Origin of the sequence: Veillonella parvula (assembly GCF_032577575.1) — a bacterium.
GTDB lineage: Bacteria > Bacillota > Negativicutes > Veillonellales > Veillonellaceae > Veillonella.
This window is the reverse complement of sequence record NZ_JAWFVO010000003.1, coordinates 484,079-509,309: the sequence shown is the minus strand read 5'-3', so window position 1 is coordinate 509,309 and position 25,231 is coordinate 484,079. Positions and strand designations below refer to the sequence as shown.

The following is a 25,231-nucleotide window of genomic DNA, read 5'->3' as shown; positions in this document are numbered from 1 at the left end:
AATTGATGCGGGGAATTAAACTCACACTCCGAACAATCAAAATGTTGTTTAGTCTCACGTTGCATCTTGATACAATCAGAGCAGTATTTCTGCTTATCGGAACTGAGCCAACTCCACGCATCAATTAGTTTTTTTCGATTTCAGCCTTTTTTTCATGCGTAAAGCGCATGGTATCAAGCGCAACTTCCATAAGATCATTGTCTGGCGCTGCGTTGATTTCATCTTCAGTTAGGCCGTAGATGTGTTGCATAATCCATTGTGCAAGGTCACGAGAACGTAATAGACGTTCTGTGTCCGGTGCTTCCTCCGGAACTGGAGTATACAATGGGTCTAAACCAGATTTAATTAATTCACCACGTTCAGCAAATGTTAAGCCTCTTACTTTGATATCTTCAAATGCCATGTTGGCACCTCCTAGTATTGTTCTTGATTATTAACTAATGTAATGATAGATGCAGAACGACCAGCATCTGCACGATAGTACGCCTTAAATGGTAATTCAATATTGACACCACGAGGGCCGTCAATACCTGGAGATTGTCGTTCGTATACCAGTTCAGGCAACTTGAATGTAAGCGACCAGTCATCTTGTTCAAGTCGCAATTCCAAGCTGGATTCCGTACCGTTAACCGCTTTGTTTAAAAGGTCTTTGTTTTGGAAAAACGCTTTAATCGTTCCGGAGATTGAAACAATTCCTGGGTCGATGTATGTTCTAAAACCTTTACCGCCGATAGCGTAAGAGTCGCCGTCCAAGCCGAAGTCAAAGTTGATATCACAACTTAGAATATTGGCTACCGTAACGCCACCCTCTTTGATAGTCGCGTTAAGGTTTTGGAACGGTAAGAAATTTACCGCCTTAGCTGCAGCATCGAATGTAGTAGCAGCTAATGTTTCCTTGCAGCCCATTACATCCACAGATGCCGTAAGTTCGGAGTCACCGCCAAACTTAAAACCTAATTTACTAACTCGAACCCCAGCGAATTGCTGGAATACGTTAACATCAGGGTATCCCTGTTCAATAGTTAGCGATGGCATTGTGTTGCCGATTTTAAATGTGTGCTCAGACTTCTTATTTGGCGCTTGGCCAGTCGTATTAGAAGTCGGTTGCCCGAATGCAGCTTTTAGCCAGTATCCGATGTCAATAACACCAACCGGTACGGTTAAACTACCGGACGTGTCGATGTTGCCACGGAATGGCGCTGCAGGATTACGATCACCACGTATCACAGTGGAGTCATTTAAGTTTTGACTAGCTTTCACGGAGCTAGATATGATTGGCGTGATTACACCGCCAGTGGATGGCGTTGTACCAAAATCCGCCTCAAACGCAATCGCCACATGGGACTGAGAGCCCTGTGCACGTTTTGCTGTTGCCATATGCATTTCCTCCTTTAATATTCAATATTTCCGCCGATTACATGCGGAATTTCTATAGTAGCTGTTAACCGTCCAGTGAATACTGGACGCCAATTCATGCTATCAAGTTCATAATCAATGCCGATTATCGGAAACGCTGGATTCACCTTACAAATGCATTCGATGATTAACTGCCCTAGGTTATCCGATTCTAGCGCTCCATCGTAACGAATAATATTCTTAATGCGCGTTGCACCTTCATGGACGATCCCCCATACAATCATTAACGAGTATGTATAGGTATCAGCAAGCCCTTCGTTCTTATTACTCGGTAGCAATATGATGCAAGGGCAATCTTCTTCAAGCGGTGCTTCTACGTCATCATATCCGACATACAGTTGCGCCGGCTTTCCGTATTTGTCATTGCAAAATTTAGTCAACGTCTCGTCGTTCGCTAGAGCCTCAGCCCAGCGTTCAACGATGCGTGACAGTGGAATTGTCTGTTGCATCAAATCACCTTACCTTGTAATTACGTCGAGATGCTGATTGTGCAGCTGGGCCATAAATGGCATAGTCGCCTATCTTATCCTCGATATAAGGTTTAAGCTTAGGCTGTAACGCTGCTTTCATAGGACCATAAGTATGACGTGGCTGAATTTTAAACATCGATTTTCCCTTCGGTAGCGGTACGCCTGCGGCAAATAGCTTTTTGCGCATAGGCTCTGTAATCTGCTTGGTATATCCTTCCTCGATACGTTCGCCTAACCGTTTAGCCGAATTAGATAACCACCCGACACGAACGGATTGTTTGCCCTTGTCATATTGATAACCGACTGCATTCGATAGCTTACCAAGAGGACTATATCCGATTGTCCTGGCACTAATACCCATATCAAGTAAGGCATTTCGCGATTTCGAGCCCCAGGCCTCTCGTTCAGCTCGTCCGCCACTTTGGTATGCTTTGCGAAGTTTAGCACCAAATGCTGACTCAAATGCAGCACGTCGCGCCGGCGCCATGAAGTTAGGATATCTACGTCCACCTGGTGCACCCGACCGGATGCCCTGCTTGATTTCCTTTTGCATCATCCAACCTGTGGATTTTAACGCTTTACGCATCCAATCCGGCTTAGTCTCCGCAATGAAATTCAGATAAGGCGTGGCTGTGTCTGTAATTGTAATCGGCTCATTACTCATTACGGTCTCACCGCCCTCACGTTATGGACAATTTCCAAACAATACATCGTGCCGTCAAAGTTTGATACATGGTCAACGTACCATTTAGCGCCGTTGATATATACTTCGTCTTTTGATCGTGGTTCAGGAACATCCTTAGCACGCACCCAAATTTGAGCCTTATCGGCTAGTGCTTTATCGACGAATCCGGAACCCTTGCCATCATATTCGCCAATTTCCACACTTGCTTTGATATCTTGGCCTTTGTAGGTAATCTTTTCACCGAATACAGATAGTAACGCTTTATCATCATATTTCAGCATTAGTTTTACCTCATAAGCGCCCAAAAAGGGCGCTTTGTAATTATTTACGCAGTAGGTTGTAACAACATTACTGTCACTGTTTCCTGTGCAGCTGTCTTAGGTTCTACAGCCATGCCAAGAACTTTACCACCTGTTTTTACTGCTTTGTCTGTTAAAAATTGAACTAAATCGCCAACAGCGTAAGTATCTGCTTTATTAGCGGCTACTTTAAATACGCCTGTTACTTTTACAGCGCCAACTTCACCTTTAGCAATGTCAGTAATTGCAACTCCATGCAATTTACCGACTTCTACAATATCGCCTACTTTTACAGGAGCGGTAGCTGTGAAATTGATACGATCAGTATCCATTACGAATTGTGTCATCATATATGTTACCCCCTAATTATTTACCAGCGTTTCTATATACACCACGGAAATCAAGTGCACTTACGCCGCAATCAAATGCTACTTTATATTCAATGCCATCTACATCAAAACCTTGACGAGTTTCTAAACGTGGAGTTTCAACACCATTCAAGTAAGTTACTTCTATAGTGTCATGTTGACTTGCATCAGCTACTAAGTACCACGCATCTGGATCAGTTAATTCTGCATCTGCCACAATTACGAAGCGACCTTTGTAAGGGTTAACCACACCGGGATTTGTACCATCTACTGCTGCAGTAGAGTTAACAATTTGGTAAGCTGTTACTTCCAATTCTGGTGGTACTACTAAATATTTAGGAGTGATGTTTAAATTAGCTGTGCCTTGAATACCTTTTTGACGACGCATAGCAGTAATCGCTTTAGCGATTGCTTTAATGGATAATGCTTCGCCTGTCTTAGCAACATTGCCATGCTTATCGTCAAATAAGGCTATGTTATCTTGCATTTTAACGTCGCCAGTTAATTGAGCGTATACCATTTTATTTACCAAACGCTTTGCAGCAGAACCGTATTTAGTAGCGATTTTGGAGAATAGGCCTAAATCGTCATTGATGATTGCTTGACGGGTCAAGCTAAAAATTTTGCCGTATGTAGCCACTTTAGTACGAGCAGATGCTTCTTTGAAGACATCTTGTTGGAATTGACCGCCTTCCGGTACTAACTCAAGGTTGCCAGCTTCAGACAATGCTACGCGTGCAGCTTCCTTGAAATCACGGTTAGAGCCTTTGCCTGCCCAAATTTGGAATGTAGTTTCTGCTTCATTAAAACCAACCATTACGGATTTATTAGCCAAGTTAGACATGATTGCAGGGAATGTAGATGTGGAATTAATAGCCGCACGTGCCATTTCCATATTATCGCCAAATTTAGCTTTAGTATCACATTCACGTTGTAAGGACTCACGAGCCAACTCAATCATGGAATAGCCGCGCAATTCATTAGCACCGGGTGCCGGTTCTGCTACAGATAAACCTGCTGCCATTAATACCGCATCTTGTGCGGCAGCACGGAACTTATCAGTTTCAGCTTCGCCCATTGTTACGGATACACCTTTGTTACGCGCCCGTAATTGGTCCATTACCATTTCGCGCGCTTCGTCAACAGATACACCCGTTACAATTGCTTCGTCTGCACCTTCTACGTCGAAGTCTCGGAATAAGGCCGTAATTTCGGATGTACGCTTGCGTTCAGCTTCCATCGCTTTAGCAAGGTCTGCCTGTGTGATACCAGTTTCAACTGGCTCTGTAGATTTTACTTCTTCAGTTTTTAAAACATCTTTTGGATCCATACTTCTTTCTTCCTCCTGTGTGTTAATACTCGTATGAATTTCTTCAGCACTTCGTCCTACCCCTACAGTTAGGTCAGCAGGAACAGATACAATGCTGATTTCCAAAGGTTCCCAATCCGTAACTACATAAGTATCAGGGCCCTTGAATCTGCCATTACTGGATATAGAATCTTTATCATCAAGTACTTCACATCGCTTAATGGAATACCCAACGCTTACCCCTTGTAGCGTCCCGGATTGTACCTTTTTGAAAATCATGTCGGATTTTTCGTCTTCATCGAAACGCACTAACGCTTTTCCTCGATTATCTTCAATCCAAACTTTCTCAACGTGTCCCACGACTGCATCCCTGTCGTGATTAAACAACGCTGTTCCTAAACCATTATTAAAGCGCTCAAGGTTGATGCACTCTTCGTCGTGGCAAAGGATTTCATCGCCGAACCAACGGCCATATGGCGTTTCGGAAGAGAAAGATAATTCTACTGTCCGACTGTCGGTATCGACGTTGTCAATAGTAGATTCTCGGCAATAATTACCAAGAATGCTGCGCTTTTGATGTTCACTCATTACTAGCCATCAGCTCCTTCCTTTGTAGTGTCATCATCGCCCATCGTTAGCGGTTGCAACTCACTGGAATAATCTAGCAATACCCCCAACTCCTTGGCTTTATCTTGTTCGAGTTTTCTTTGTTCAAGAACTTCCTCCCAATCGCGGCCAGATGCTGCACATACATCTTCTAATGTTGTAAGTCCGGATTTGATTGCTTCTTTATTGGCGTTAACTTCCTTAACAGGATCAATCCAAGACCACCCTGGAGCAAGCCAAGCTACCTCTTGGTATTTGTCCTTGTTCGCTAAGTAGTCTGATGGTAATTCGCCGACTAAGTAAAGAGCATCAATAAAAGCTTTCCAAATCGGCATACAGAAGTGTCTGATTACAAATTTCTGTACTTGACGGAATGTCTTTTGGTCCTCTAACAAGTTTTGCCTTGCAGCTGAGAAATTCCCAGATATATTACGCGCTACGATGTCAGCGCTCATACCAAGACCGGACGCAATACGTCTGGTCTGAGTTGCCGAATATTCGCTCGCAGTCCCTGCATTACGTTTAGGATCTGCAAACTCAATCGATTCACCAGGGCTGAGATGTCTAACCATGCCTGGTGCCATTGTGATGTTAGGTCTACCTTTTTTATCTCGTGGTAATAGTGTGGCTTGTTTTCCCGAGTTTTGTGAGGTTACAAAAGCACTAAAACATGCTGCGACACGAGCCGCAATTAAGTCAGCATCCATGTATTCATCGATATCGTGAATTCTACGTAAGACTAACGCCAGTAAGCTTACACCCCGGATTTGGGAAGGTCGTTTAGGTTTAAATAACAAAAATGCTTGTTCGGTTGTTAGTCTAACCGTATCAAAAGTTCGTAAACCCATTGGATCAGTTTGACTCACATGGTAAGCTACTGGTCTGCCATGTTCAGTCACTTCAACACCATTGATGATGTTATTCTTACCGTTTGTAATACTCACCGCCCCTATGTTTTCAGCTTCTATTAGTTGAATAGATAGAGGTATGTACTCGCCTTGTGAGGTTTTATTTACCAAAATTTCACCATCATACACCATTCGTCTTAGGGCCATTTCTTGTAATTCATAGAAACTAGAAATACCCCTAATGTCTGCATTTTCAGGTTCAGACCATTTGGCCCAAGCCTTCTCGATTTTCTTATTTAGTTCACCGTTCAACTTTCCTGAACGATTTCTAACTTTCGCCTGCGGAACAATACCCGCTCCGATTACATTTCGCAATAAAGCAATAACAGCGGACTCAGCTAAGTCACTGTTCATTTCTGCAGCTCTTGCACGTCCGCGAATAATATCACGTGAACCAGTCGCAAGCTGTTCGGCAGTGCCATATGCGGGTTGCCAATCACTGCTCAACCTATCCATAGATGCCGCATCATATTGACGTAGTGCATCACGGTAGGACTGGCGCTCATACGCACGTCGTGGACTCACCCATCCAATTACTTTGTCAATAATATTCATCGTCCACCCCATGTTACAAATGCATCCATTTGATAGCCATTTGCCTCCTCATGTACACGTTGCATTAACGTTTGTTCGCGTGCATAAAGTACAGGCAAGTCAATTGCCTTGAATCGTTTGCCGCCAATCTGTAGCTCGGAGTATCCTTTTGTTTCGATATCCTCAATAACTTGGCGGACACGTTCCAATTGTTCATTTACATCGCCCATGGTTCACCTCCTATCTAAACCAATGTCCAGTATTGCCTATGCCACCACCATAATCATCGTAGGTTTCAACCTCTTCGGTTTCTTCATAAGCTTCTGGTTCAATTAAATATTTAACGCCCGCAATATCTGCTACAGCAGCATTGTAGGTGCATGTATCAAGTAAGTGATTAACAGGATGGCTAGTGAGCGGTTTCCATTGCACCGTTACCGCACCTGTTTTCACATTTCTGATTTCTTGCTTTTCTTCTGACCTTAAATGATCAGAATACTCTTGTGGACAGTCTTTGTATAAATGAATCGTACCGACTTCGTCTGCAGGTCTTATCATCCTTGCGAATATAAAGTCCTTCCAATAATCAGTGTTTAGCACATACAACTTCAATCCGCCTACGACACCCTTTTCTAGTGATGTCATAGTGTATGGTGCTGCCATCGTACTATGATTTGAAGAACCTTTAACTGGAATACAAACTTCAGGGAATCTAGAACAGAACTGATATACTTCATCCGTTCTAAAGCCTGAGTCAATGCCGGCTTTCATCACCTGTCGAGGTTCGCCGTACTCTGATGGATATTCGCGGTTAATGATTATTTCTTCTAAATCTTCCCATGTGCTTGCCTGTCCATAATCAATCAGATAAGACTTGACACCTGGTGCATATGCTCTTACTTCCCACCAGAAGTGATCGAGTTGTACGTCAACCGAAGCTATAAGTAATACTGCTTTATCTGGCACGACGCCACACGGATACGAAGATTGTGTAAACTCCAGATTCTGTGTGTTTTTAGTTTTAGAACTTCTCCACGGCTCCGCTAACCACGAGTTGATAAAGTTCATCAACGTAGCAGGCGTGTCTTTTGAATTCTTAAACTCATAGGCAACGTCCCCGAATGTGACCCAGGGTGAATATATAGACGATAAGTGATACGATACCGAGCGGACTTTACTTTGCGATTCGTTTACCGCTCTCCATTCGCCACGTCTTAACATTTCCATTTTGTGCTTGTCGTAAATACGTTCGCCGCAATGCTCACATTCGTAGTACGCTGTATCACGTATCATGTCCGCATTATCATTGTGTTCTTCAGGCCATTTTATCTGCTTAAACTTGAAGGTCTGCGACACACCACAATGCGGGCATGGCACGTAATATTGTCGACGCTCATTTGCACTCATGAACGCCTGCCAAATATTACCCGACTCAACCGTAGGAGTAGACACCATCACGATTTTTTTATCGACGAACGTTTTTGTACGTTCTGTCGCCAGTTTGATTGGGTCTGCCTCCTTACCTGCAAAGGCGGGATACTTGTCGATTTCATCGAAAAATAGATATTTGATTGAACGGCTTGAAAGGCTACTCGGAGAGTTCGCCCCCACAAGCACCATGTAATTGCCGTTGTTGAAATCTAACTCCAGCAATTTACTATTCTCATCAAACTTGTCACTAATTGATTTGACAGATTTAATCATAGGCTGCACACGCTTATCACTAGCGAACTTAGCGATGGTATCTGTTGGATACACCATCATGGTAGGGGAGGATGTTTGATCTAGTGCATACCCTATCATGTTAAGTTCTGTTTCTGTCTTACCTAGCTGTGCCCCAAAGCAAAGAACTATTTTTTCAATGAGTGGATCAGTGAATCTATCCATCGGTTCTTTGAGATACGGTGTTCGATTTGTCCGCCATCTACCTGGCTCCGCTGATACACTTGTTAGTACCCTGAAGTTATCCGCCCATTCCGAAACCGTATATCGTTCTGGAGGCTTGAACGCTTCAAGCTCTTCAGGAAACCAATCAACCCTTGGCCTTTGTTTTTCGACTGACTTTGATTTCCGGCGTGTACTCGCCCTTGCGAGCGTAGCTTTCGAGGTAGTCTTCGACAACGTCATTCACCACCTTTTCTACATTCGCCCGTTCCTCTGGGTCCGTGAATTCACTCGCAATTCGTTTCGCCAGTTTAATAAACGACGACTTTAATTCGAGTACTCGCCCAGACCATTCCTTTGCGACATCGGCACGAGATATGTATTCGCCCTCTAATATTTCGAGTAACTTTTTCTCACGCGCTGCTTTAGACTCCTTTAAGTCAGCTTCAGCAACTAACTTTCGAGTGGCTGCAGATTGGTCTTTTGCTTTATCACTTTTTGCATGTCCGAGATAAGCAAGCACCTCCCTAAGATTCCACCACCCAGTGGCAGCTTTCGGCATCCCTGATTTATGATGCCTAGAAATAATTTCAGGTGATACTCGAAGAAGGTCGCAAAGTTGTGCGGTCGATACGAGCAAATCGCCTGCGGTATTGAATTTGACTCTCGGTTTTGCGTCGGCCATTGACGACCTCCTTTCTGTCTCTTGACATTCAACTTTCAACAGTAAAATTTCTCCCACACAGAGACAATCTTCGCGCGGGGGCGACCAGCGGCCATTTTTCGCCCGCGGAGTACCTTTTCCAAATTTTCATTTTCTCAATTAGGAGTTATCATTGATACTCAATAAAAAAGGGTAGACCTCAACTAAATAAGGTCTACCCCGGGGCAGTGCAGCAGGCAGACATATTGTGCGGGCCAGACACTGCCTGCTATCTACTACACTTACATTATATTAAATTAAGAGTGTGCCATTCTATGCCATCTTTTCAAATTCAGCGATTGCTTTCTTGTGAAGTCTGTGAACTTGTCGCCACGAATACCCTAACTCGACAGCTATCTGCTCCCATGGCAATGCATTAATATATCTGAGATTCAATACATCCCTATATTGTCCGTCAGCTATTTGGTTGATGACTTGCTTGACCTTGTTTCGAGAATCAATCAACTCATCCCATTCTCTGTTCAGTTCCTCCCTACATTCTTGTAAGTGCTTACTAATTCGTGGCATAGCATCTCCCGATTCACATATCTGTATAGCTTCTGAATGTAAATCTCGGTTAATCGCACCTAGCTGAATCTCTAACGCACGCATTCGCTGCTCAGTATGGCGGACAGCTTGTAGTTCTTCCTTAGCCATCATACTCGATAATCTCCATATTTACTGATAATCATCTGTGCTCGTAGTAATCCGTCAATGTATCCGCTTTCACGAATTCTATCATCTAGCATAGGTGATCTCAGTTGCCTATTACGGGCTCGTATGATGGCAAGACTTAAATCTGACTGTATGGCACCTACAATCACATCTGCCCTACTCCTACGCTTTTGCATTCTTTACCTCCATACGTTCGACAATATCCTCAATGGCTTCTACCATGTCTGCTTTGCATTGCTCGACAGCAGTGAACATCTCCTCACACATGGCGTATGCATCATCACTCAGGTCATCATCTAATCTCTCGGCAACATTATCTTTGAGATTATCTACAACCTTAACTATATCCATGACAAGTTGATACGTGTCATCTAGATAGTGCCCTTTGTTAATTAGTAGACGCTCGACTTTTGTCATGCTCTTCCCTCTTTGCAATTTCCCGATTTAAATACCAACGGGCTTTTTTCAAATCCTTAATAGCATCATCCTTATGCCCAGCTCTGGATACATACTTCACAACATTACCTAATCGATATCCTAGTTTCTTGTCTTCGATGTAATCGATAACCTCGATATCGCCTTGTGTATAATGACTAGGATGGTTGATATCATCACATTGCTTATCTATGCGTCTAGGAGGTTCAGAAGGTCTGGAAGGTCTATGAGGTCTATCTAGTATACTTCTTCCCATATTTATACCAAATCGATTCGTTGCTTCTCCGAAACGTCTCAATTCTTCATTCGCTATGTAACGACTTAGCTCTTCACTAGCTGATAGCCTAGTAGGTGGCGGCGGGGGATTCTTTGGTTGCTCATACAATCTACCTGGGGTTAACCCGTACACAGTCTTGTATTTTCGTTTATCAACAATATCTATAACTTGAATAGTCGTGTAACACACTATTATTACAATAACTCCGAATAATCCCGCCATTATAAAATGATCCATATTAATCATCCTTTCTGTATTTATCAATTCTCGCTTTTAAACTTTGCAGCACATATTCCTGCGCCCGGTCCTTTTGCGCTAGTGCGTCCATCATATCCTCATCACGAGTTCCCTCACATATTAGATGATGGATAATTACCTTCTCCATTTGACCTTGGCGGTGTAGCCGCTTATTAGCTTGTTGATATAACTCAAGACTCCAATTTAACCCGAACCATATTACATGGTTCCCGCCGTCTTGTAAGTTAAGCCCGTATGCCGTACTAGCCGGATGTGCTAATAGAATATCAATCTCTCCAGCATTCCACGCTATCTCATCATCGGCACCCTTTAACTCACGGACACGTAGTTTAGTCTTAGCTAATGCTGCTTTTAGTCGTTCACAGTCATGTTTAAAATTGTAAAACACTAATGCAGGCTTGCCGTTCAACTGTTCTACAAGTTCCATAAAAGCCTCAATTTTACAGCCATGTATCTCGTGAACATTCCTATCGCCATCATATACGGCGCCATTCGCTAACTGTTGTAGCTTTGTAGATAATGCTGCTGCACTCAAAGCTGTGATATCTTCGCCAGCTTCAATCAACTCTAATACAGATGTGCGTTCCATATCTTCGTATGCCTTTTTAGCTTTTGAATCTAACTGCACATATTTAATATCGTTGATGACTGGAGGTAGCTCCAAATAGTCACTGGCTTTCATGGATATACATAACCCAGATATTGCCGCCATGATACTGTCATTTGAATCGGATTTAGGTTTATAGGAGTACACCATTTCGCGTGACCTCTGATCGGGCTCGAAATAGTAATCTCTAAATCCTGTGTACGTTTTACCTAACGACTCGCCGCGGTCTAATAAATACACTTGTGCCCATAAGTCGATTAACCCATTAGGGGCTGGCGTACCTGTTAACAACACCATACGCTTGATGTGGTTATGCATATAGGCTAATGATTTAAAACGCTTAGCTGTGTGGTTTTTAAAGGAACTAGATTCATCCACAACTACCATGTCAAATGGCCACGCATTCTTGTAGTAATCAACTAACCACGTTACATTCTCGCGATTGATGATGTATATGTCGGCAGGTGTGTTTAAAGCCTTAATACGCTTTTTCAGGCTACCTAATACAGTAGATATCCTTAATATACCTACACCGTCCCATTTTCGTGCTTCTCGTTGCCATGTAGCCTCCGCTACTTTCTTAGGCGCTATGATTAACACTTTACGAATGGCGAATCGGGAGTACTTTAATTCGTATATGGCAGATAACGTGATAATCGTTTTTCCTAAACCCATATCTAGGAATAACCCTATCTTATTTTGATTAACGGTCTTGTCGATACAATATCGCTGATACGCATGCGGGATAAACTGCATTACGCTTTCACCCCGAATTCTTCTGCGAATTGATCCAAATAACCAGCCACGGCATCAGCACCTTTTAACACAAATATTTTTTGGTTTAGTTTTTGAAGTTCACGGGCTTGGGCTCCCTGCAATCTCGAAAGTACACCTTTGGATGTCTTCAATTCTACGAAATGAATAACACCATTCGGCCATATAACGATACGATCAGGCACACCGACATTGCCAGGGGATACAAACTTATATGCTTTACCTCCCGAACGTTTGACGCCTGCAACTAATTTTCTCTCGATATCCTTTTCTAACATTTCTCACCTCTGAAATTTTTAGACGTTAACATGTTTACATACGCGTATATGAGGGTTCAAATTAAGGCTGTAAAGGGCGTATTTTTTCTTAAAACTCTTTGTTTTGATATTTACCAGTATATAATGTTAACAATGTTAACCAACCTATATGAATATAGATAATTACTGACTTTATGCGTTAACATAGTACGTTAACATTCTCCGAATTCGTTAACATTCTAATGTTAACAAAAATACTGAGAATGTTAACGCTTAATTGAGAATGTTAACGTTATAATTTCAGTTTTGACTCGTTGATTCTGAACCCTCTTTGATGTCCATATTCACCAAATCTCATCAACTGACTTCCGCCCATTGTGTACGGGGAGTCCGCCAATATCTGATTAATTTCCCTAGTCTCGATCTTCTTCATTCGACTTGGGTCGTTCCCAAAACATTCCCACCAAACCTCTGCCGCACAAATACGGTCACGGTATACTAACTCTTGACCCTCGGCAGGTTTAGCATTCATGCTAAGATACGTCCTCCTGGCGCTCCGACTCATCACATTCCAATTTAAAGGCACCTTGATTAATAAAAACTCATTAATCAGTCCTGCTTTGGTATTTGATTCCATATGTGCATCTCTTGCCGCATCAGCCAGTTTTAGTACAGCCGGGTCATCCTCGATAATGAGGCTTTCCCCGCTTTTATAACGATACAAGGCCTCCGCCCATAACTGGTCAACTTCCCCTGGAAGATTAACAAATATGTTCTTTCGTGGAGTCGTCATTTCAAGATCAATAGGCCAAAATCGGCGATTGCCTGTGATATCTTTTAGGAACTCATACTGATTCGTACTGCCAAAAAATACACACTGCCGTGGGTACTCTTGCGTACGTCGGCCATAAGCCTGACGAAATACATCTACTTGACGACTTAGGAATTGCTTAGATGCATTTTCTTCAGCCCTTGAATACCCGGCCATTTCACCAGCTTCTATAATCCATTTACCTTGAATACCTTCTGCAGCTTCCTTACCTTCAAAGGTGTTTAAGCCATCAGCATACCACTTCTTACCCATCGTGCGGATAAGAGTACTTTTACCGATACCCTGACCGCCGATAAGAATTGGCATCGTATCATACTTGCATCCAGGCTCAAACGCTCGCGCTACTGCCGCCGTAAATGACTTTCTAGCGGCTGCACGAGTATACACATTATCCTCAGCCCCTAAGTAGTCGATGAATATGGTATCTAATCGAGCAATGCCGTCCCAGGATAACCCGTTAAGGTAATCTAGTACTTCATTAAATCCATTTTGCTCAGCGCACATAATGAGGGCATCCATGATTTTATCTTTGCCGGTGATATCATATTTATTTTCTAGGTACCACCGTAAGCCCGCATCATCTGCGTCTGTCCATATGCGAAGTCCTGGTGTTGGGTTCCATGGTAGGGCTCCTTTTGCCACGTATCTCGAACCAAATCTATCATAGGCAAGTCTACCGACAAGCGCCGGATCATGGTGCATGATTTTAAGCATGTTATCTAATGTGTTCTTAGGTCGACCATTCTCGTCGTACTTTAATGTCGAGCTTTTCATCCAGTCAACGTTCGTCAACGCATTAGGGTCGAGATCGGATGTCTCAGAATGAGCCGATACGTCCGTGATAATATCAGCAAATACATTTGATGCCGATTCTCGGGCGCGAGCCATGTTGAGTTCATTAACGACTACCGTATCTTGCATAGCTAGTTTAGACATAGCCATGTAAGATGGCAGTTTGTGCCCAGGTGTTCCGTCCTTAGCAGTCTCGTCTAAGCTGTGGAACTTATGCAGCCGGATAAGGTCAAAGGCGTTAACCAGTTGACCACTGCACGGGTCAGTATTATGGTGACTGAACAGGAATGTATCGTCATCATATATAACCGCCCCTGCTACCGTTGAGCCAGTAACGAACGTTAAACGGTCCTCGCTGCCGTCAACATCGACATATGCATGAGGTATGAATTTATCAATCGCCTCACGGATGCCATATATTCGACAAAAAGCACCTACAATACCTGGCTTTTCTCTCGGATCAGCTTGTTTCGCAAGTAGCTGTTTCTCATGCTGCGATGCTTCCTTACCAGGTACCTGTGGCCAAGAACGTACATCGCGCCAATCAGTATATTGACCGAGCATACCGTCAGCAGATAAGAAAGCCTTATCGCCTACATAATATACATATTGAGCATCGTTAGGACATGACGGCCAGTACATAAGCCGAGAAGCTTCGAACGTAGTTCCGTCCATCATACCAATGCCGATGAGCTCCGCTAACTTACGGGCGATAGGCTCATACTCGTCAGGTGTCATCGTTCTATCAGTCGGGACGATAACGCGTAACCGCGGACGATGCACAGTGTGAGAACGGGTTGAGTAGATGGCATAAGCCATGCCGAGGCTGTCAATCGTGCGGGCGACGTTCTCAGTTTCCCCAGGCGATATGGCATCCATATCAAGAGTAATCAGATCACGCCCAGACACGTTAATAGCTTTACGTTGTAGACCGTTTAACGTACCACCAACAAAGCCGCCTATGTCCTTTAACTTACTTTTCTCAGATTTTGGCAATCTGTGGTACTCGTCCACGGTTTCTGTTGTACGAACGGGGATTTTGAGGCGTTCACAAAACTCGGACCATAACATCTCCGTACGGGTCCATTGCTTTGATGTGCGACTCGCACCGATACTGATGGTAATCAGTTTATCGTTTTGCAAGTGTATCCCCTCCTAATCTTTCATATAATAGTCGTTAGTAAATCCTGCGGATGATAATAGCAGCCCGTCTGCCCAAGGTATGGCGATTGAGAATATAGCATTAACATCATCCAGTATTGATTCTGCGTTATGCTTATTGATTTCAAGTACAGCTTCGTCATGGATGTGCATGATAATTTGATATCCTACATCCTCCAATCGGCGTAATGTTAATGCTAAACAATCGCGAGCGACTGCTTGCGTGATGTTTTCGACTAACTTACCCCCATAGGTACTTTCAGTAACCCATGCAGCATTTACCTTAGTCTTAAAATGCACAGCATCCTTACCAAATGCATTCTGTTTAATGCTTGGGCTAGGATAAAACAGCTTACGTCCGCTAGGTAGTTCAATCGTCATATATCGGTATCCATATATTGGATCAATTTCCAAACGAAACATAATGCCGTGGTCAAGGCCTATAGGATTCCCGGTAGTAACGGTGTACACGGCCGCGTTCTCAACGGCATACCATAAATCTCGTATTCTAGGTGATGCGTTACGCCACAAATTTACGATTTCTGGTAATTCCTCCTCATGGAGTCCCATATCAAGAGCTCCCATGGCTTTTAATGCATTCACTCCGCCTTGATAGCCGAGTGCCAATTCAGCGACTTTACCTTTTTGTCTAAGGTGCCCATTCTCGCCATGTTTAACAACGGGAACACCAAACATCGATGATGCGGAAGCACAGTATATATCTCCGCCCTCAGCGAATACTCGCTGCCGCCAATGTTCTCCCGATAACCAGGCGATAACACGAGCCTCAATGGCCGAGAAGTCGGCCACACATAATGTATTGTCCTTTTCAGCAATAATTGAGGTACGAATTAATTGAGATAGCGTATCCGATACATCACCGTACAGAAGTTCTAACCCTTGACGGTTTTTGGTCTTAACGAGATGCCGAGCCGTGTCGAGGTTTTCGATGTAATTTCTCGGCAGGTTCTGCACCTGGATAAGACGACCCGCCCAGCGTCCGGTACGGTTGGCACCATAGAATTGTAACGTTCCCCTAAGACGAAGATCTGCGCCCATAGCACCATCCATCATGGTGTATTTAGATACTGATGACTTCGCAAGTTTCTTCCGAATCATAAGCACTTTTGCTGCAACGTCATCAGCATCCGTCAGAGCATCGGCCACAGTGTCCTTAGTTAACTTTTCAAGACTAACATTAGTATTATTGTTTAGCCAATCAAGTAATTGATTCCGGCTGTTAGGGTTGCTAAGTCCCGTAATTTGATAAGCCTCATTCATCAACATTTCGCGATTTTCTTCATCAATGTATAAGGCACCCTCAACCAATTCATGGTCGATGCGCACCCCCCTACTATTGATTTGGATATCAAGATACCAATCTTTCCACGTATCATCAGGTACAGGGAAAGAAGCTAATCTATGATAACATTCCATCTCGGTCACAACGTCCTGGCGGTTGTACTCGATAAAAGCATTCCATTTATCCATATCGTGTCTAGGTAGATTACGGGTACGACCCCCATTACGTTTAGTAGGCTTACATGGCGTACAAAAGTACTTGATAAGTGCTTTCCCCGATGCATCCTTTTTCTTATCCTGAGGTAATCCCAGGGCCTTGCCGAGTAAGGCTAGGCCCATAGGATATCCTAGGTAGGCACCGTGAATCATCGTGCATTGCCACTGATCAACCGATGTGAGTAACCCTGCACGATTTAGACATGTAATTTCAAATTGTGCATTGTAAGCGTGCTTGATTACATCTGGGCTTAATAAATCACGAATTACACTGTCAGGAATTACCCCTCCTTGCGCTAAATCTACAACTTCAACAGAACCAAAGTCGTAGGAATACGCAAATAGTAATATGGCGAAATCAGGCGATTCAGTATATTTGTACACTCCGAATGAGATATCAGTCGATGAATATGTTTCTATATCAATACTTAGATGCCTCATATCAGGCACCTATTAGTAAGGTTGACCAGTTACAGGGTTAATCCCTACAGGAGCCTGCTGCACGGATTGCTGAGGTGTCGTAGCATATGCCGGTTGTACATAACCTTGTTGAGGTGCTTGTTGTTGCACAGGTTGACCTGCTACTGGAGCACCAGTATATACATTAGCTGCGCTACCTTGAGGTGCACCAAATACAGAGGATGCAGCTACAGGCATGCTACCCAATGCTTCACCATCGCGTACTTTTTGAACAGGACCTAAACCACATCCGATACCAGTGGATTGATTGGAGTAGAAGAAGAATCGAACAAGTACATTGACATACATGCCGGAGTATACTTGCGTAGGATTTGTGAGAGGATTACCTTGAAGATCTACTACTTCAACTTTATAACTAGCGTCTTGCGCTGCTGTAAATACCCAATGACCTTTACATTCAGGGCCAAATTCCTTACCAGATTGCGTGTAACCATCACCGTCATGAATTGGTACTTTAGGCTGTGCTGGAACACGTGCGCCGAATTTGGTACGCGCGGCTTGAATGGCAGCCTCGATAGCATTCATAAGTGCTTGGTGTTGAGCTACATCAGTTTTAGGCAAAAGAATAGTAGCTGAATATCTAGGTTTAGCACCAGGCTGTGTGGAATTAGCCCAAGGTTCTAATAGATGGCAATAGGATACACGAACATTTTGCAATAATACTTCAGTTGGTTGTGGAACGAATGACATAATTAATTACCTCCATTATTATCATTAGATACATTAAATATTTGCGCCGCAGTAGGTTGATTGGTAATCCGAGGGCGCTTATCGGATTCCTCAACTAGGGTAGGCTTGCCTGCTTTCTTAACGATCATGTCGCCTACCATATCATTAAATTGGGTTTTACCGATGGTCTTTTCCATCTGAGCCAATGTTAATGTCTTGCGTTCATATAGAATGCTTTCATCGATGCCTGCTTTGATTAAAGTGTCAATCGCAGCATCGGTGTCTTGAAATGCCCGACTACCACGACCCTCTACGGCTTTCCAGCCAGGGACTGTCACCCCATTAAGAGATTCAGTGAGTGCGTAGTCTTTCATATCCTCGAGCCAAGCAGCGACGTCTTTCCCTCGACGAAGATATTCACCGAGTTCTGTCATCGAGATAAGTCGAGGATCATGATTAGCAACTAGCGCACTGTGCAATGAGTCGTTTGCCTCATATCGAGCTTTGCACTGTTGTTTCGCCCTGCAGAATCTGCACCAGTCGCCAGGTTCAAATTTACCGTTGCCAGACATAGCCTCGTCTGCACGAGGTTTGACGAATGTATTACCCCACTCCAGTAGTTCTGCCGTAGGGATTTCCCATTCGCTGATATTATTAACACGGGGCTGCACGATAGTCATTTTGACCGTATTAAACATATAGAGTAATCTATATGCGTCAATCGCGCCGAGGGCATATAACATCATTTGTGGATTGTGTTCCGCATTAACAACTACCCCTTTTCCGTGCTTATAATCAACGATGTGCAAAGTGTCGCCGGATAGGATGATACAGTCAGCCGTTCCGAATCCATCGGGTACATAACGGCTAAAGTCAACGCGTTTTTCAATGGCTACTACTGGAGTTGCTGTGCAACCTAACATGACACCTTTGACATATTCAAGGTATGTTTCCGAGGTATCGTCCATTTCTGGTTGCCACAATTCATCCTTTTTGATTTTGTTGAACTTGCGAGTGTATGTGGATTTCGCCATGGCCGTGGTATACTTCTGTAGTTTTAACTCACACAGTTCGTGTGCCAGGGTTCCTTCCTTTGCATATACAGATGTGCTATCGGGAAAGTTCTCCTCTAGAAGAGGGGCGGCTGTACAATGCAGCCACCGGTGCGACCCCGATGCGTTTAATAATGCATGTGATCGAGGTGCCATTAGATTCTTGCCCCCAATCCTCTAATTGCATTTACTAATTCAGGGTATCTGTTCTCAGGTACTTCACCCAAGTATTGAACACCGAATTGTGCCATTAATTGTTGCAATTCTACAGCTTTCCCTGCGTCAAGTAATGGCGCAAGAGCCGCTTGAATTTCAGGCAATGTATACTTCTTAACTTCTTGGGATACCGGAGCAGTAACAGGTGTTTGCAAAGGTGCTGCAGTTTGTACTTGGGCATCAGTTGCCACGTTGACAGTTGGTGCCGTAACAGCTACTTGAGTAGGAGTAACTTGTACAGCCGCATTAGGAGCCGTCATGGATACGGAGTTTGGTTGCACTGCTACTGTTGTAGTAGGCACACCTTGATTCGTATCTTGTGGTGTGAGATTAGATACGCACACGGACGGTGTCGCTACTGTAGATACCACTGTATCTACTATGCCAGGGGCTTTATCATCCATTGCTCTGTCGTTATCTACAAAACTTCTGAATTGATTTAACACAGCTTTTAGCTGGTTATATACATCTAGTACATTAACTCCTTGAACTTCAACTTTAATCATTGTTTAAATCCTCCTGAATATTAATAATTGATTGGTTGTAATACGATTCTTTTAGCTCAAAACCTAAAGCCCTACGCCCCATACGAAGTGCCATAACTGGTACAGTACCAATACCGGCAAACGGATCAAGTACGATATCATTTGGATTACTCCACAATTCTATGCAACGAGCCACCGTATCTAGCTGTAACGGGCAAATATGACGTTCATCCTTATTATCACGAGCTGCTTTATAATTCAGCGTATGTGTTTGGCGGATATCCGCCCATACAGGATTAGCATATCGGCGCCATACTTGATGGCTATACATAGGCTCCGTATTATATTTCTGCTTTTTATCAAACAACTCTGGATCGGGCGCAGGTCGTTCAACTCCTTTGATACCCTCAGGTTCCTCTTGCCCGAAAAACTGGGTAAATCCATCCGGATGTGCGATGGGCTCCGGATTGTCACCAGGCTTACGCAATGTCACGATGTAATCAGGCGCCCCCATACGGCACATGGCAGAATCTTTTACAATTTGTTTATGTAAAAGACCCAGAGCCTTTGTCCGAGTAGCCTCAACAAGAGGGTCTTTCCAAATCGTGACTCGGGAATGCATCACGAATCCAGCATCCTGAAAGGCTCGAATAATGTCACCGGGAAAGTCTTTCATTCCGATAATACCATCCCTAGATTTCGTGAGAGGTAAATCCATACAATGAACTGATACTAATCGCCCAGGCATTATTACGCGGTATAGTTCTGCAATCAAATACTTGAAGTGCTGCCAAAACTCACTATCAGTAGATGAGTTTCCCATATCCCTATCGGAATTTGAGTACACATACAAGCTACTAAATGGAGGGCTAAATATGGAGTAATGAACGCTATCATCAGGCAGCCCTTTCAGCACTTCTACAGAGTCGCCATTATAAATTGCAAATCGGGACTCAATTAACTGATTTAGCACGTTCACGTTGTAGGTCCTCCTTTGCTTTCTTATTTAACGCTTGCAGCATTGCAAATCCAGATAGGGCGGCTATAGCTTTATCCATTCCTGCCTCAACAGCTAATCTAGTCAATTTGGCTGCTTTTAATTCATTGATGTGGATGACTCTTATGTTATGATCCTTAGCATAAGCTAGCTCCAAATTGCACCCGGTTGAGTTCTCCCATCCGTTGCACATTATGATTGCATCACAACCACTTAGAAGGTCAATACACCAGCCTATGCCAGTATCATAATCAACCTTGTTATATAAATGCCCAAACATATGTATAGGTGATAGGAATATGTTATGCGTATCACTGCCAAAAGGTTCCTTTATCGGAAATACGCCCATATCGTCCTGCAGCCACTTTAATACAGAGTCAGCATTCTTTTTATTTTTAGCCAATCCTCCGAATGGATGGCTTACGTAAATTTTAGTCATATAACAGCCCTCATTTCTGCCCAGTTAGGTAACACCATAGGCACACACGGATTGTATTCCGTTGATTCCCGTCTAGTTTTAGATAATTCAGTACGAACAGCGTCACGGGTTAGCGCAATCATAGCGTCCCTCATTTTTATAGCATCCGCTTCCTTACGTTCGATATTCGCTTTAACCGCGCCTTCCTTTTCGGAAATTACGATATAAGCGTTCACCTCATGCTTCTGACCAAATCGCCAGCATCGACGAAGCGCTTGATAATACTGTTCATAACTATCGGATAGTCCAACAAAAATCATATTGTGGCAGTTTTGCCAGTTCATTCCGAATCCAGCGATACTTGGTTTTGTTACCAAGCATTTTAGGAATCCAGAACCAAAACCTAACATCATGCCCTGTTTTCGAGTCGCCTTATCACTACCTTTGACGTCCTCTGCGAGATCAATCATTTCTTTCAAAGTAGTCGATTCATCATTAAGGTCGCACCACACTAGCCATTGCTCATTAGATGCATTGACTAAATCAGCTGCTGCTCTACATCTTGATTCAAGAGATGCTTTGCGGGCTCTGCGGCGTTCCAATAATGATAAAGTAGGGATATCTTCGCCAGTTTTATCAACTACGATTTCATGTACGTGTAACTCAGGCAATTCATAGCCATCATCTTCATACCCCAGGGATGCCGGATTATCTAGCACGACTGCCCATGACGCCATCCATTCCCAAAAGGTATTCTCTGCATGGCCTTTTAATCGCCATTTAGCGGTATCGCTACCATCGTGCGTGAAATACATAGATAACATCTCATTACGGCTCATGATGCCGAGGAACTCTGCATGATTGCCAAGCTCCATATAGTCATTCGGTGCAGGTGTTGCCGTACATGCCAACCGATATGGTGTATTACTGAATCGATTTATTAAATCTGTACGTACTTTACCAGTAAATGACTTTAGGATACTTGATTCATCAAGCACGACACCTATCAAATTATCGGTATTGAATCGTCCTAATTTCTCATAATTTGTAATATTAACGCCTGGCACAATATCATCATCAGATTCGCATATAGTCACAGGAATATCGAAACGGTCACCCTCGGACTGTGTTTGAGCAGCTACAGCTAGCGGTGCTAATATGAGTACTGATCCACCTGTATGTAGATAAATCTCATACGCCCAGGCCAGCTGCATTAAAGTTTTACCTAATCCGCAATCTGCGAATATGGCAGCTTTACCTTTTGCCAAGGCCCATTTAACGATATCTCGTTGGAAGTCAAATAGATGATTGTTTAACATACCTGTATTAATATCAAATCCATGAGATTCTGACATTTTAGACTTGGAGTTGATGAAAGCGTTATAATTCATTGACAGACGCCTTCACAGATTCATACTCAGTAAGTAATGCTGAGAATTCTGGGTTATCTTTTGCGAGTAATCGATACATAGTCAAGCGCTCAGCGTTTTTAGCCTTTTGTTCGAGTTTCTTTTCGATGTCCTCCAATTTAGCTCGATCACTTTCGCGTTTATCGCATTTAGAGGTATCAACAACGGCTATAACCTGCTTAACGATGTTCCCTTTAAAGCCTTGCATCCGAACAGTATCGATGTCTTTTGCCTTTTTCAAAACACGGGCAAGACCTAAGCCGTTTCTTGATTTAACAACAACCCAATCACCAACACCAATGTTATCGATTGGAACATTTGTATCGGATTCATAGTATCTAAACCAAAATTCATCTGGGTTATGTATAGGGGTGCTATTTTGCCAGTAATAATCACTGGTATCGTAAGTAACTAATAGGAATTCCATAAGATGTCCTTTCTGTGGTATACTTTAAGTGGATATTTTTCTAATTTGAGCTTGTTGATGTTGCCGCATCATCAGGCTCATTTTTCATGCCCAAATCCTCGCATTCATCAGGAATGCAGAAGTCTCGTCTTGGACAGTTGTTACAGTCTCGCAATTTAATCACCACCTTTCAAAGCGCTTAAATCAAGCACCATCTCAGGTTTTCTAGCTTCCCACGCGTAATAATCTAGACCCGCTTCTTTTAACGCATCGGCAGCTGCTCTACCTGTCTGGGCTTCATCAATAATTCTGTAAGCACTTTTTCTGGCATCACGTACTTTTGATAGTCGTTCATTGAACGGCTTCAGGAGTTCACAAACAGTCGCCCATTCTTTTGATGGTTCCCGGTAGAAACTCCTACTTCGACTAATCATGCGATCTATTAAAAATTCTGAAGTCGGCATACTAGCCAAAACATTATCACCAAATCCCGATTTCCTAATTTCCATAGCTGCTTTTCGTGCTTCGGATAGAGCATCTTCTAGACGCTTAAAGGCATCTAGTGATTTAATTTCTTTAATTAATAGCGCTTCGTATTCATTTTCAATTGCATTGGTTTTGTCAAAACTGACACGTGATACGAAGTCCCTCACTTTTTGTTTACTGACATAAGCTTTTGTCATTTTCTGTCTCCTTTTAGTTGTAATAAGGGTTTTTGCAATAATCGCCGCGAGTTCTCACTCTCGGCATGTATGTGACATCTTCGCGGTCTTCAGCATCCATTTCGGCTTTATCTTTGTAAAAACCGTATAGGGATATGACAAGTCCGATTAACGATTGCAATATAAACTGTTCCCAACCGATTTGGTCTACTTCCAAGGCCCCCATAGAGCCTGCGACAAGGAACGTCCCCAATAACATATAGCCCATAAATTGATCTCCTTTATAACATCATCATTGATAAAATAGATGCTACTGCAGCAGTAGCAAAGCTTAAATGCATTCCTGCGTCAATCCATGTCATGATTTACATCTCCTTTAAACCTTTAAAATAACCAGGATCGTGCCTAAATCCAGAATGATACACAGTCGATACCTGACAATTTGACATGTCGGTACTTTTGACGTATCTAATGGCTTTTTGGATGGCGCTATCGATTAAGCGCGTTTTTAAGTTTAAAAATCCCCAATTTGAGGCTCCTAACTGTTCAAGTTCCATCAGTGCCCACCGTTTTGTGTTACATTTTCTGTCGAGGCTATACTGAAATCCACCTACAATTCCTTTAATTACGGATATTGTGTAATGATAGGATGTGTTACTCCAGTTCATGATTAATTCCTCCTAATGAATTCCTGCAGATTTAAACTCCGCATCAACTACTTTCGTATCCCATCCAAGCGAATGGACAAGGAACGTCCTAAAGCCTTCTTTGTCGATGACAAAGGCTCTTGACTTTTTGCCTGGTGACTGCCAGGCATAGGCAAATGGGAATTTACCTACCGCGATACCCTCTCTGATAGCCGTTAGGCTAACACCAAGGACAGCCGACATTTGGGCGACTGAAATCACTTTTTTAAGCATTTACTGTCCTCCTTTTTACTTTAAATAGCATCAATTTTCGGATTGTAATAATCCGTCTCCCAAAAGTCCGTATCCTCGACGGACTCAACTCCGAGAGCGTGACAAATAGCAACGATTGTACCCATGTGGACTGAACGCCCTTCAATTGCACGATTCAATGTTGACCTTGAAATCTCTGCAGTCCTAGTTAAATCTGCTTTTGACATGCCTAATGCGTCTAATCGTTCAAGTATGGCATCGCCGTACATTCTTGTTGTAAATTGCTTTTGCCTCATACTTGCGCCTCCTTTTAAGTTGCCTAATTAGGAACCTCTAAGTAAAAATAAAAAGTTGCCTAAATAGGAACCTTTAATGTAAAAAAAATACGTTCGCATCAAGGTCATAGGTTATACACAACGTACGCATCTCTTGTAATGTGAAGTCTGTGTTAATGCGGTTAAGCTTCTTACTGAAAGTGTTTGGCTTAACCCCTATCACCTTTGCGGCTGCGGTATTAGAAATATCATTTTCTACCATAAAGCTTTTGAGCTTTCGATATGGAGAAATTGCTTTACGTGGTATCATATACCCCGCCCCCTTTCAATATCAAATTGTTATATTAGCCACCCTTAAATGTTGCCGAGTTGCCTTATGAGTACATGATAGCACCGCAAAAAGTTCCTGTCAACAACATTTTTGTGATTTCTCGTAAATTTTAATTGCCTATTGAGGAACTTTAGGAGTATAATATAGGTAGGATGAGGGTTTAA

At 43.0% G+C, this 25,231-nt stretch carries 31 protein-coding genes; all 31 read right to left on the bottom strand.

Annotation, left to right across the window (positions count from 1 at the left end; genetic code table 11):
* Positions 1-124 precede the first annotated feature (124 nt).
* Positions 125-403 carry a hypothetical protein gene (locus E7K77_RS08085; RefSeq protein ID WP_316603901.1) on the bottom strand — a complete coding sequence of 93 codons (279 nt, stop codon included), beginning with the start codon at positions 401-403 and terminating at the stop codon, positions 125-127.
* Between the two features lie 11 nt (positions 404-414).
* Positions 415-1,377 (bottom strand): phage tail tube protein, encoded by a 963-nt coding sequence (locus tag E7K77_RS08080; RefSeq protein WP_325306073.1) that lies wholly within the window; start codon positions 1,375-1,377, stop codon positions 415-417.
* 14 nt (positions 1,378-1,391) lie between these two features.
* Positions 1,392-1,796: a hypothetical protein gene (locus E7K77_RS08075; protein ID WP_325306075.1), complete on the bottom strand. Its 405-nt coding sequence runs from the start codon at positions 1,794-1,796 to the stop codon at positions 1,392-1,394.
* Between the two features lie 73 nt (positions 1,797-1,869).
* Positions 1,870-2,550, bottom strand: coding sequence for a hypothetical protein (locus tag E7K77_RS08070; protein ID WP_004697574.1), 681 nt, complete (start codon positions 2,548-2,550; stop codon positions 1,870-1,872).
* The gene (locus tag E7K77_RS08065; protein ID WP_325306076.1) at positions 2,550-2,852 is read right to left on the bottom strand and encodes a hypothetical protein; all 303 of its coding nucleotides are present in this window, start codon (positions 2,850-2,852) and stop codon (positions 2,550-2,552) included. The genes E7K77_RS08070 and E7K77_RS08065 overlap by 1 nt, the downstream gene beginning before the upstream one ends.
* Positions 2,853-2,896: 44 nt before the next feature.
* Positions 2,897-3,220, bottom strand: a complete 324-nt coding sequence (locus tag E7K77_RS08060) for a DUF2190 family protein (protein WP_325306077.1) — start codon at positions 3,218-3,220, stop codon at positions 2,897-2,899.
* Positions 3,221-3,236: 16 nt separating this feature from the next.
* Entirely contained in the window at positions 3,237-5,135 is a 1,899-nt protein-coding gene (locus E7K77_RS08055; protein WP_325306078.1) for a prohead protease/major capsid protein fusion protein, read from the bottom strand.
* 2 nt (positions 5,136-5,137) lie between these two features.
* A complete protein-coding gene (locus E7K77_RS08050; protein ID WP_325306079.1) occupies positions 5,138-6,616 on the bottom strand; it encodes a phage portal protein in 1,479 nt (492 codons plus the stop codon).
* A complete protein-coding gene (locus E7K77_RS08045) occupies positions 6,613-6,825 on the bottom strand; it encodes a hypothetical protein (RefSeq protein WP_325306080.1) in 213 nt (70 codons plus the stop codon). Before E7K77_RS08045 ends, E7K77_RS08050 begins: the two co-directional genes overlap by 4 nt.
* 10 nt (positions 6,826-6,835) lie before the next feature.
* A complete protein-coding gene (locus E7K77_RS08040) occupies positions 6,836-8,722 on the bottom strand; it encodes a terminase gpA endonuclease subunit (RefSeq protein WP_325306081.1) in 1,887 nt (628 codons plus the stop codon).
* A complete protein-coding gene (locus tag E7K77_RS08035) occupies positions 8,628-9,164 on the bottom strand; it encodes a hypothetical protein (RefSeq protein ID WP_325306082.1) in 537 nt (178 codons plus the stop codon). Before E7K77_RS08035 ends, E7K77_RS08040 begins: the two co-directional genes overlap by 95 nt.
* 291 nt (positions 9,165-9,455) lie before the next feature.
* A complete protein-coding gene (locus tag E7K77_RS08030; protein WP_325306084.1) occupies positions 9,456-9,842 on the bottom strand; it encodes a DUF1492 domain-containing protein in 387 nt (128 codons plus the stop codon).
* A 177-nt stretch (positions 9,843-10,019) separates the two neighbouring features.
* Positions 10,020-10,274, bottom strand: coding sequence for a hypothetical protein (locus tag E7K77_RS08025; RefSeq protein WP_325306085.1), 255 nt, complete (start codon positions 10,272-10,274; stop codon positions 10,020-10,022).
* Positions 10,246-10,791: a DUF3310 domain-containing protein gene (locus E7K77_RS08020; RefSeq protein ID WP_325306086.1), complete on the bottom strand. Its 546-nt coding sequence runs from the start codon at positions 10,789-10,791 to the stop codon at positions 10,246-10,248. Before E7K77_RS08020 ends, E7K77_RS08025 begins: the two co-directional genes overlap by 29 nt.
* A 16-nt stretch (positions 10,792-10,807) precedes the next feature.
* Positions 10,808-12,190, bottom strand: coding sequence for a DEAD/DEAH box helicase (locus tag E7K77_RS08015; protein ID WP_316689347.1), 1,383 nt, complete (start codon positions 12,188-12,190; stop codon positions 10,808-10,810).
* Positions 12,190-12,486 carry a VRR-NUC domain-containing protein gene (locus E7K77_RS08010; protein WP_316689346.1) on the bottom strand — a complete coding sequence of 99 codons (297 nt, stop codon included), beginning with the start codon at positions 12,484-12,486 and terminating at the stop codon, positions 12,190-12,192. Before E7K77_RS08010 ends, E7K77_RS08015 begins: the two co-directional genes overlap by 1 nt.
* A gap of 271 nt (positions 12,487-12,757) precedes the next feature.
* A complete protein-coding gene (locus tag E7K77_RS08005; RefSeq protein ID WP_325306088.1) occupies positions 12,758-15,160 on the bottom strand; it encodes a virulence-associated E family protein in 2,403 nt (800 codons plus the stop codon).
* Positions 15,161-15,244: 84 nt separating this feature from the next.
* On the bottom strand, positions 15,245-17,209 hold the full coding sequence (locus tag E7K77_RS08000; RefSeq protein ID WP_325306089.1) for a DNA polymerase: 1,965 nt from the start codon (positions 17,207-17,209) through the stop codon (positions 15,245-15,247).
* Positions 17,210-17,221: 12 nt separating this feature from the next.
* Positions 17,222-17,938 carry a DUF2815 family protein gene (locus tag E7K77_RS07995; RefSeq protein WP_325306091.1) on the bottom strand — a complete coding sequence of 239 codons (717 nt, stop codon included), beginning with the start codon at positions 17,936-17,938 and terminating at the stop codon, positions 17,222-17,224.
* Positions 17,939-17,940: 2 nt separating this feature from the next.
* Entirely contained in the window at positions 17,941-19,125 is a 1,185-nt protein-coding gene (locus E7K77_RS07990; protein WP_325306092.1) for a DUF2800 domain-containing protein, read from the bottom strand.
* Positions 19,125-19,691 carry a hypothetical protein gene (locus E7K77_RS07985; RefSeq protein ID WP_325306093.1) on the bottom strand — a complete coding sequence of 189 codons (567 nt, stop codon included), beginning with the start codon at positions 19,689-19,691 and terminating at the stop codon, positions 19,125-19,127. The genes E7K77_RS07990 and E7K77_RS07985 overlap by 1 nt, the downstream gene beginning before the upstream one ends.
* Positions 19,684-20,649, bottom strand: coding sequence for a DNA-methyltransferase (locus E7K77_RS07980; RefSeq protein WP_325306094.1), 966 nt, complete (start codon positions 20,647-20,649; stop codon positions 19,684-19,686). Before E7K77_RS07980 ends, E7K77_RS07985 begins: the two co-directional genes overlap by 8 nt.
* A complete protein-coding gene (locus E7K77_RS07975; RefSeq protein ID WP_325306095.1) occupies positions 20,624-21,106 on the bottom strand; it encodes a DUF4406 domain-containing protein in 483 nt (160 codons plus the stop codon). Before E7K77_RS07975 ends, E7K77_RS07980 begins: the two co-directional genes overlap by 26 nt.
* Positions 21,103-22,476 carry a DEAD/DEAH box helicase gene (locus E7K77_RS07970; RefSeq protein ID WP_325306096.1) on the bottom strand — a complete coding sequence of 458 codons (1,374 nt, stop codon included), beginning with the start codon at positions 22,474-22,476 and terminating at the stop codon, positions 21,103-21,105. Before E7K77_RS07970 ends, E7K77_RS07975 begins: the two co-directional genes overlap by 4 nt.
* Positions 22,466-22,921 carry a hypothetical protein gene (locus tag E7K77_RS07965; protein ID WP_325306098.1) on the bottom strand — a complete coding sequence of 152 codons (456 nt, stop codon included), beginning with the start codon at positions 22,919-22,921 and terminating at the stop codon, positions 22,466-22,468. Before E7K77_RS07965 ends, E7K77_RS07970 begins: the two co-directional genes overlap by 11 nt.
* Positions 22,922-23,076: 155 nt before the next feature.
* Complete coding sequence (locus E7K77_RS07960; RefSeq protein WP_325306100.1) at positions 23,077-23,583, bottom strand: hypothetical protein; 507 nt, start codon at positions 23,581-23,583, stop codon at positions 23,077-23,079.
* A gap of 13 nt (positions 23,584-23,596) precedes the next feature.
* Positions 23,597-23,830: a hypothetical protein gene (locus E7K77_RS07955; protein WP_322352826.1), complete on the bottom strand. Its 234-nt coding sequence runs from the start codon at positions 23,828-23,830 to the stop codon at positions 23,597-23,599.
* Between the two features lie 97 nt (positions 23,831-23,927).
* Positions 23,928-24,230, bottom strand: a complete 303-nt coding sequence (locus E7K77_RS07950) for a hypothetical protein (RefSeq protein WP_325306102.1) — start codon at positions 24,228-24,230, stop codon at positions 23,928-23,930.
* A 12-nt stretch (positions 24,231-24,242) separates the two neighbouring features.
* Positions 24,243-24,482: a hypothetical protein gene (locus tag E7K77_RS07945; RefSeq protein ID WP_322353098.1), complete on the bottom strand. Its 240-nt coding sequence runs from the start codon at positions 24,480-24,482 to the stop codon at positions 24,243-24,245.
* Positions 24,483-24,502: 20 nt separating this feature from the next.
* On the bottom strand, positions 24,503-24,757 hold the full coding sequence (locus tag E7K77_RS07940; RefSeq protein ID WP_325306105.1) for a helix-turn-helix domain-containing protein: 255 nt from the start codon (positions 24,755-24,757) through the stop codon (positions 24,503-24,505).
* A 73-nt stretch (positions 24,758-24,830) separates the two neighbouring features.
* Positions 24,831-25,046 (bottom strand): helix-turn-helix domain-containing protein, encoded by a 216-nt coding sequence (locus E7K77_RS07935; protein WP_308518666.1) that lies wholly within the window; start codon positions 25,044-25,046, stop codon positions 24,831-24,833.
* Positions 25,047-25,231 lie beyond the last annotated feature (185 nt).

Bases quoted from the DNA above. Each gene is read 5' to 3' on its own strand.
- E7K77_RS08085 (WP_316603901.1), bottom strand. From the start codon at position 403: ATGGCATTTGAAGATATCAAAGTAAGAGGCTTAACATTTGCTGAACGT.
- E7K77_RS08080 (WP_325306073.1), bottom strand. From the start codon at position 1,377: ATGGCAACAGCAAAACGTGCACAGGGCTCTCAGTCCCATGTGGCGATT.
- E7K77_RS08070 (WP_004697574.1), bottom strand. From the start codon at position 2,550: ATGAGTAATGAGCCGATTACAATTACAGACACAGCCACGCCTTATCTG.
- E7K77_RS08065 (WP_325306076.1), bottom strand. From the start codon at position 2,852: ATGCTGAAATATGATGATAAAGCGTTACTATCTGTATTCGGTGAAAAG.
- E7K77_RS08060 (WP_325306077.1), bottom strand. From the start codon at position 3,220: ATGATGACACAATTCGTAATGGATACTGATCGTATCAATTTCACAGCT.
- E7K77_RS08055 (WP_325306078.1), bottom strand. From the start codon at position 5,135: ATGAGTGAACATCAAAAGCGCAGCATTCTTGGTAATTATTGCCGAGAA.
- E7K77_RS08050 (WP_325306079.1), bottom strand. From the start codon at position 6,616: ATGAATATTATTGACAAAGTAATTGGATGGGTGAGTCCACGACGTGCG.
- E7K77_RS08045 (WP_325306080.1), bottom strand. From the start codon at position 6,825: ATGGGCGATGTAAATGAACAATTGGAACGTGTCCGCCAAGTTATTGAG.
- E7K77_RS08040 (WP_325306081.1), bottom strand. From the start codon at position 8,722: ATGACGTTGTCGAAGACTACCTCGAAAGCTACGCTCGCAAGGGCGAGT.
- E7K77_RS08035 (WP_325306082.1), bottom strand. From the start codon at position 9,164: ATGGCCGACGCAAAACCGAGAGTCAAATTCAATACCGCAGGCGATTTG.
- E7K77_RS08030 (WP_325306084.1), bottom strand. From the start codon at position 9,842: ATGATGGCTAAGGAAGAACTACAAGCTGTCCGCCATACTGAGCAGCGA.
- E7K77_RS08025 (WP_325306085.1), bottom strand. From the start codon at position 10,274: ATGACAAAAGTCGAGCGTCTACTAATTAACAAAGGGCACTATCTAGAT.
- E7K77_RS08020 (WP_325306086.1), bottom strand. From the start codon at position 10,791: ATGGCGGGATTATTCGGAGTTATTGTAATAATAGTGTGTTACACGACT.
- E7K77_RS08015 (WP_316689347.1), bottom strand. From the start codon at position 12,190: ATGCAGTTTATCCCGCATGCGTATCAGCGATATTGTATCGACAAGACC.
- E7K77_RS08010 (WP_316689346.1), bottom strand. From the start codon at position 12,486: ATGTTAGAAAAGGATATCGAGAGAAAATTAGTTGCAGGCGTCAAACGT.
- E7K77_RS08005 (WP_325306088.1), bottom strand. From the start codon at position 15,160: ATGTTATGGTCCGAGTTTTGTGAACGCCTCAAAATCCCCGTTCGTACA.
- E7K77_RS08000 (WP_325306089.1), bottom strand. From the start codon at position 17,209: ATGAGGCATCTAAGTATTGATATAGAAACATATTCATCGACTGATATC.
- E7K77_RS07995 (WP_325306091.1), bottom strand. From the start codon at position 17,938: ATGTCATTCGTTCCACAACCAACTGAAGTATTATTGCAAAATGTTCGT.
- E7K77_RS07990 (WP_325306092.1), bottom strand. From the start codon at position 19,125: ATGGCACCTCGATCACATGCATTATTAAACGCATCGGGGTCGCACCGG.
- E7K77_RS07985 (WP_325306093.1), bottom strand. From the start codon at position 19,691: ATGATTAAAGTTGAAGTTCAAGGAGTTAATGTACTAGATGTATATAAC.
- E7K77_RS07975 (WP_325306095.1), bottom strand. From the start codon at position 21,106: ATGACTAAAATTTACGTAAGCCATCCATTCGGAGGATTGGCTAAAAAT.
- E7K77_RS07970 (WP_325306096.1), bottom strand. From the start codon at position 22,476: ATGAATTATAACGCTTTCATCAACTCCAAGTCTAAAATGTCAGAATCT.
- E7K77_RS07965 (WP_325306098.1), bottom strand. From the start codon at position 22,921: ATGGAATTCCTATTAGTTACTTACGATACCAGTGATTATTACTGGCAA.
- E7K77_RS07960 (WP_325306100.1), bottom strand. From the start codon at position 23,583: ATGACAAAAGCTTATGTCAGTAAACAAAAAGTGAGGGACTTCGTATCA.
- E7K77_RS07955 (WP_322352826.1), bottom strand. From the start codon at position 23,830: ATGGGCTATATGTTATTGGGGACGTTCCTTGTCGCAGGCTCTATGGGG.
- E7K77_RS07950 (WP_325306102.1), bottom strand. From the start codon at position 24,230: ATGAACTGGAGTAACACATCCTATCATTACACAATATCCGTAATTAAA.
- E7K77_RS07945 (WP_322353098.1), bottom strand. From the start codon at position 24,482: ATGCTTAAAAAAGTGATTTCAGTCGCCCAAATGTCGGCTGTCCTTGGT.
- E7K77_RS07940 (WP_325306105.1), bottom strand. From the start codon at position 24,757: ATGAGGCAAAAGCAATTTACAACAAGAATGTACGGCGATGCCATACTT.
- E7K77_RS07935 (WP_308518666.1), bottom strand. From the start codon at position 25,046: ATGATACCACGTAAAGCAATTTCTCCATATCGAAAGCTCAAAAGCTTT.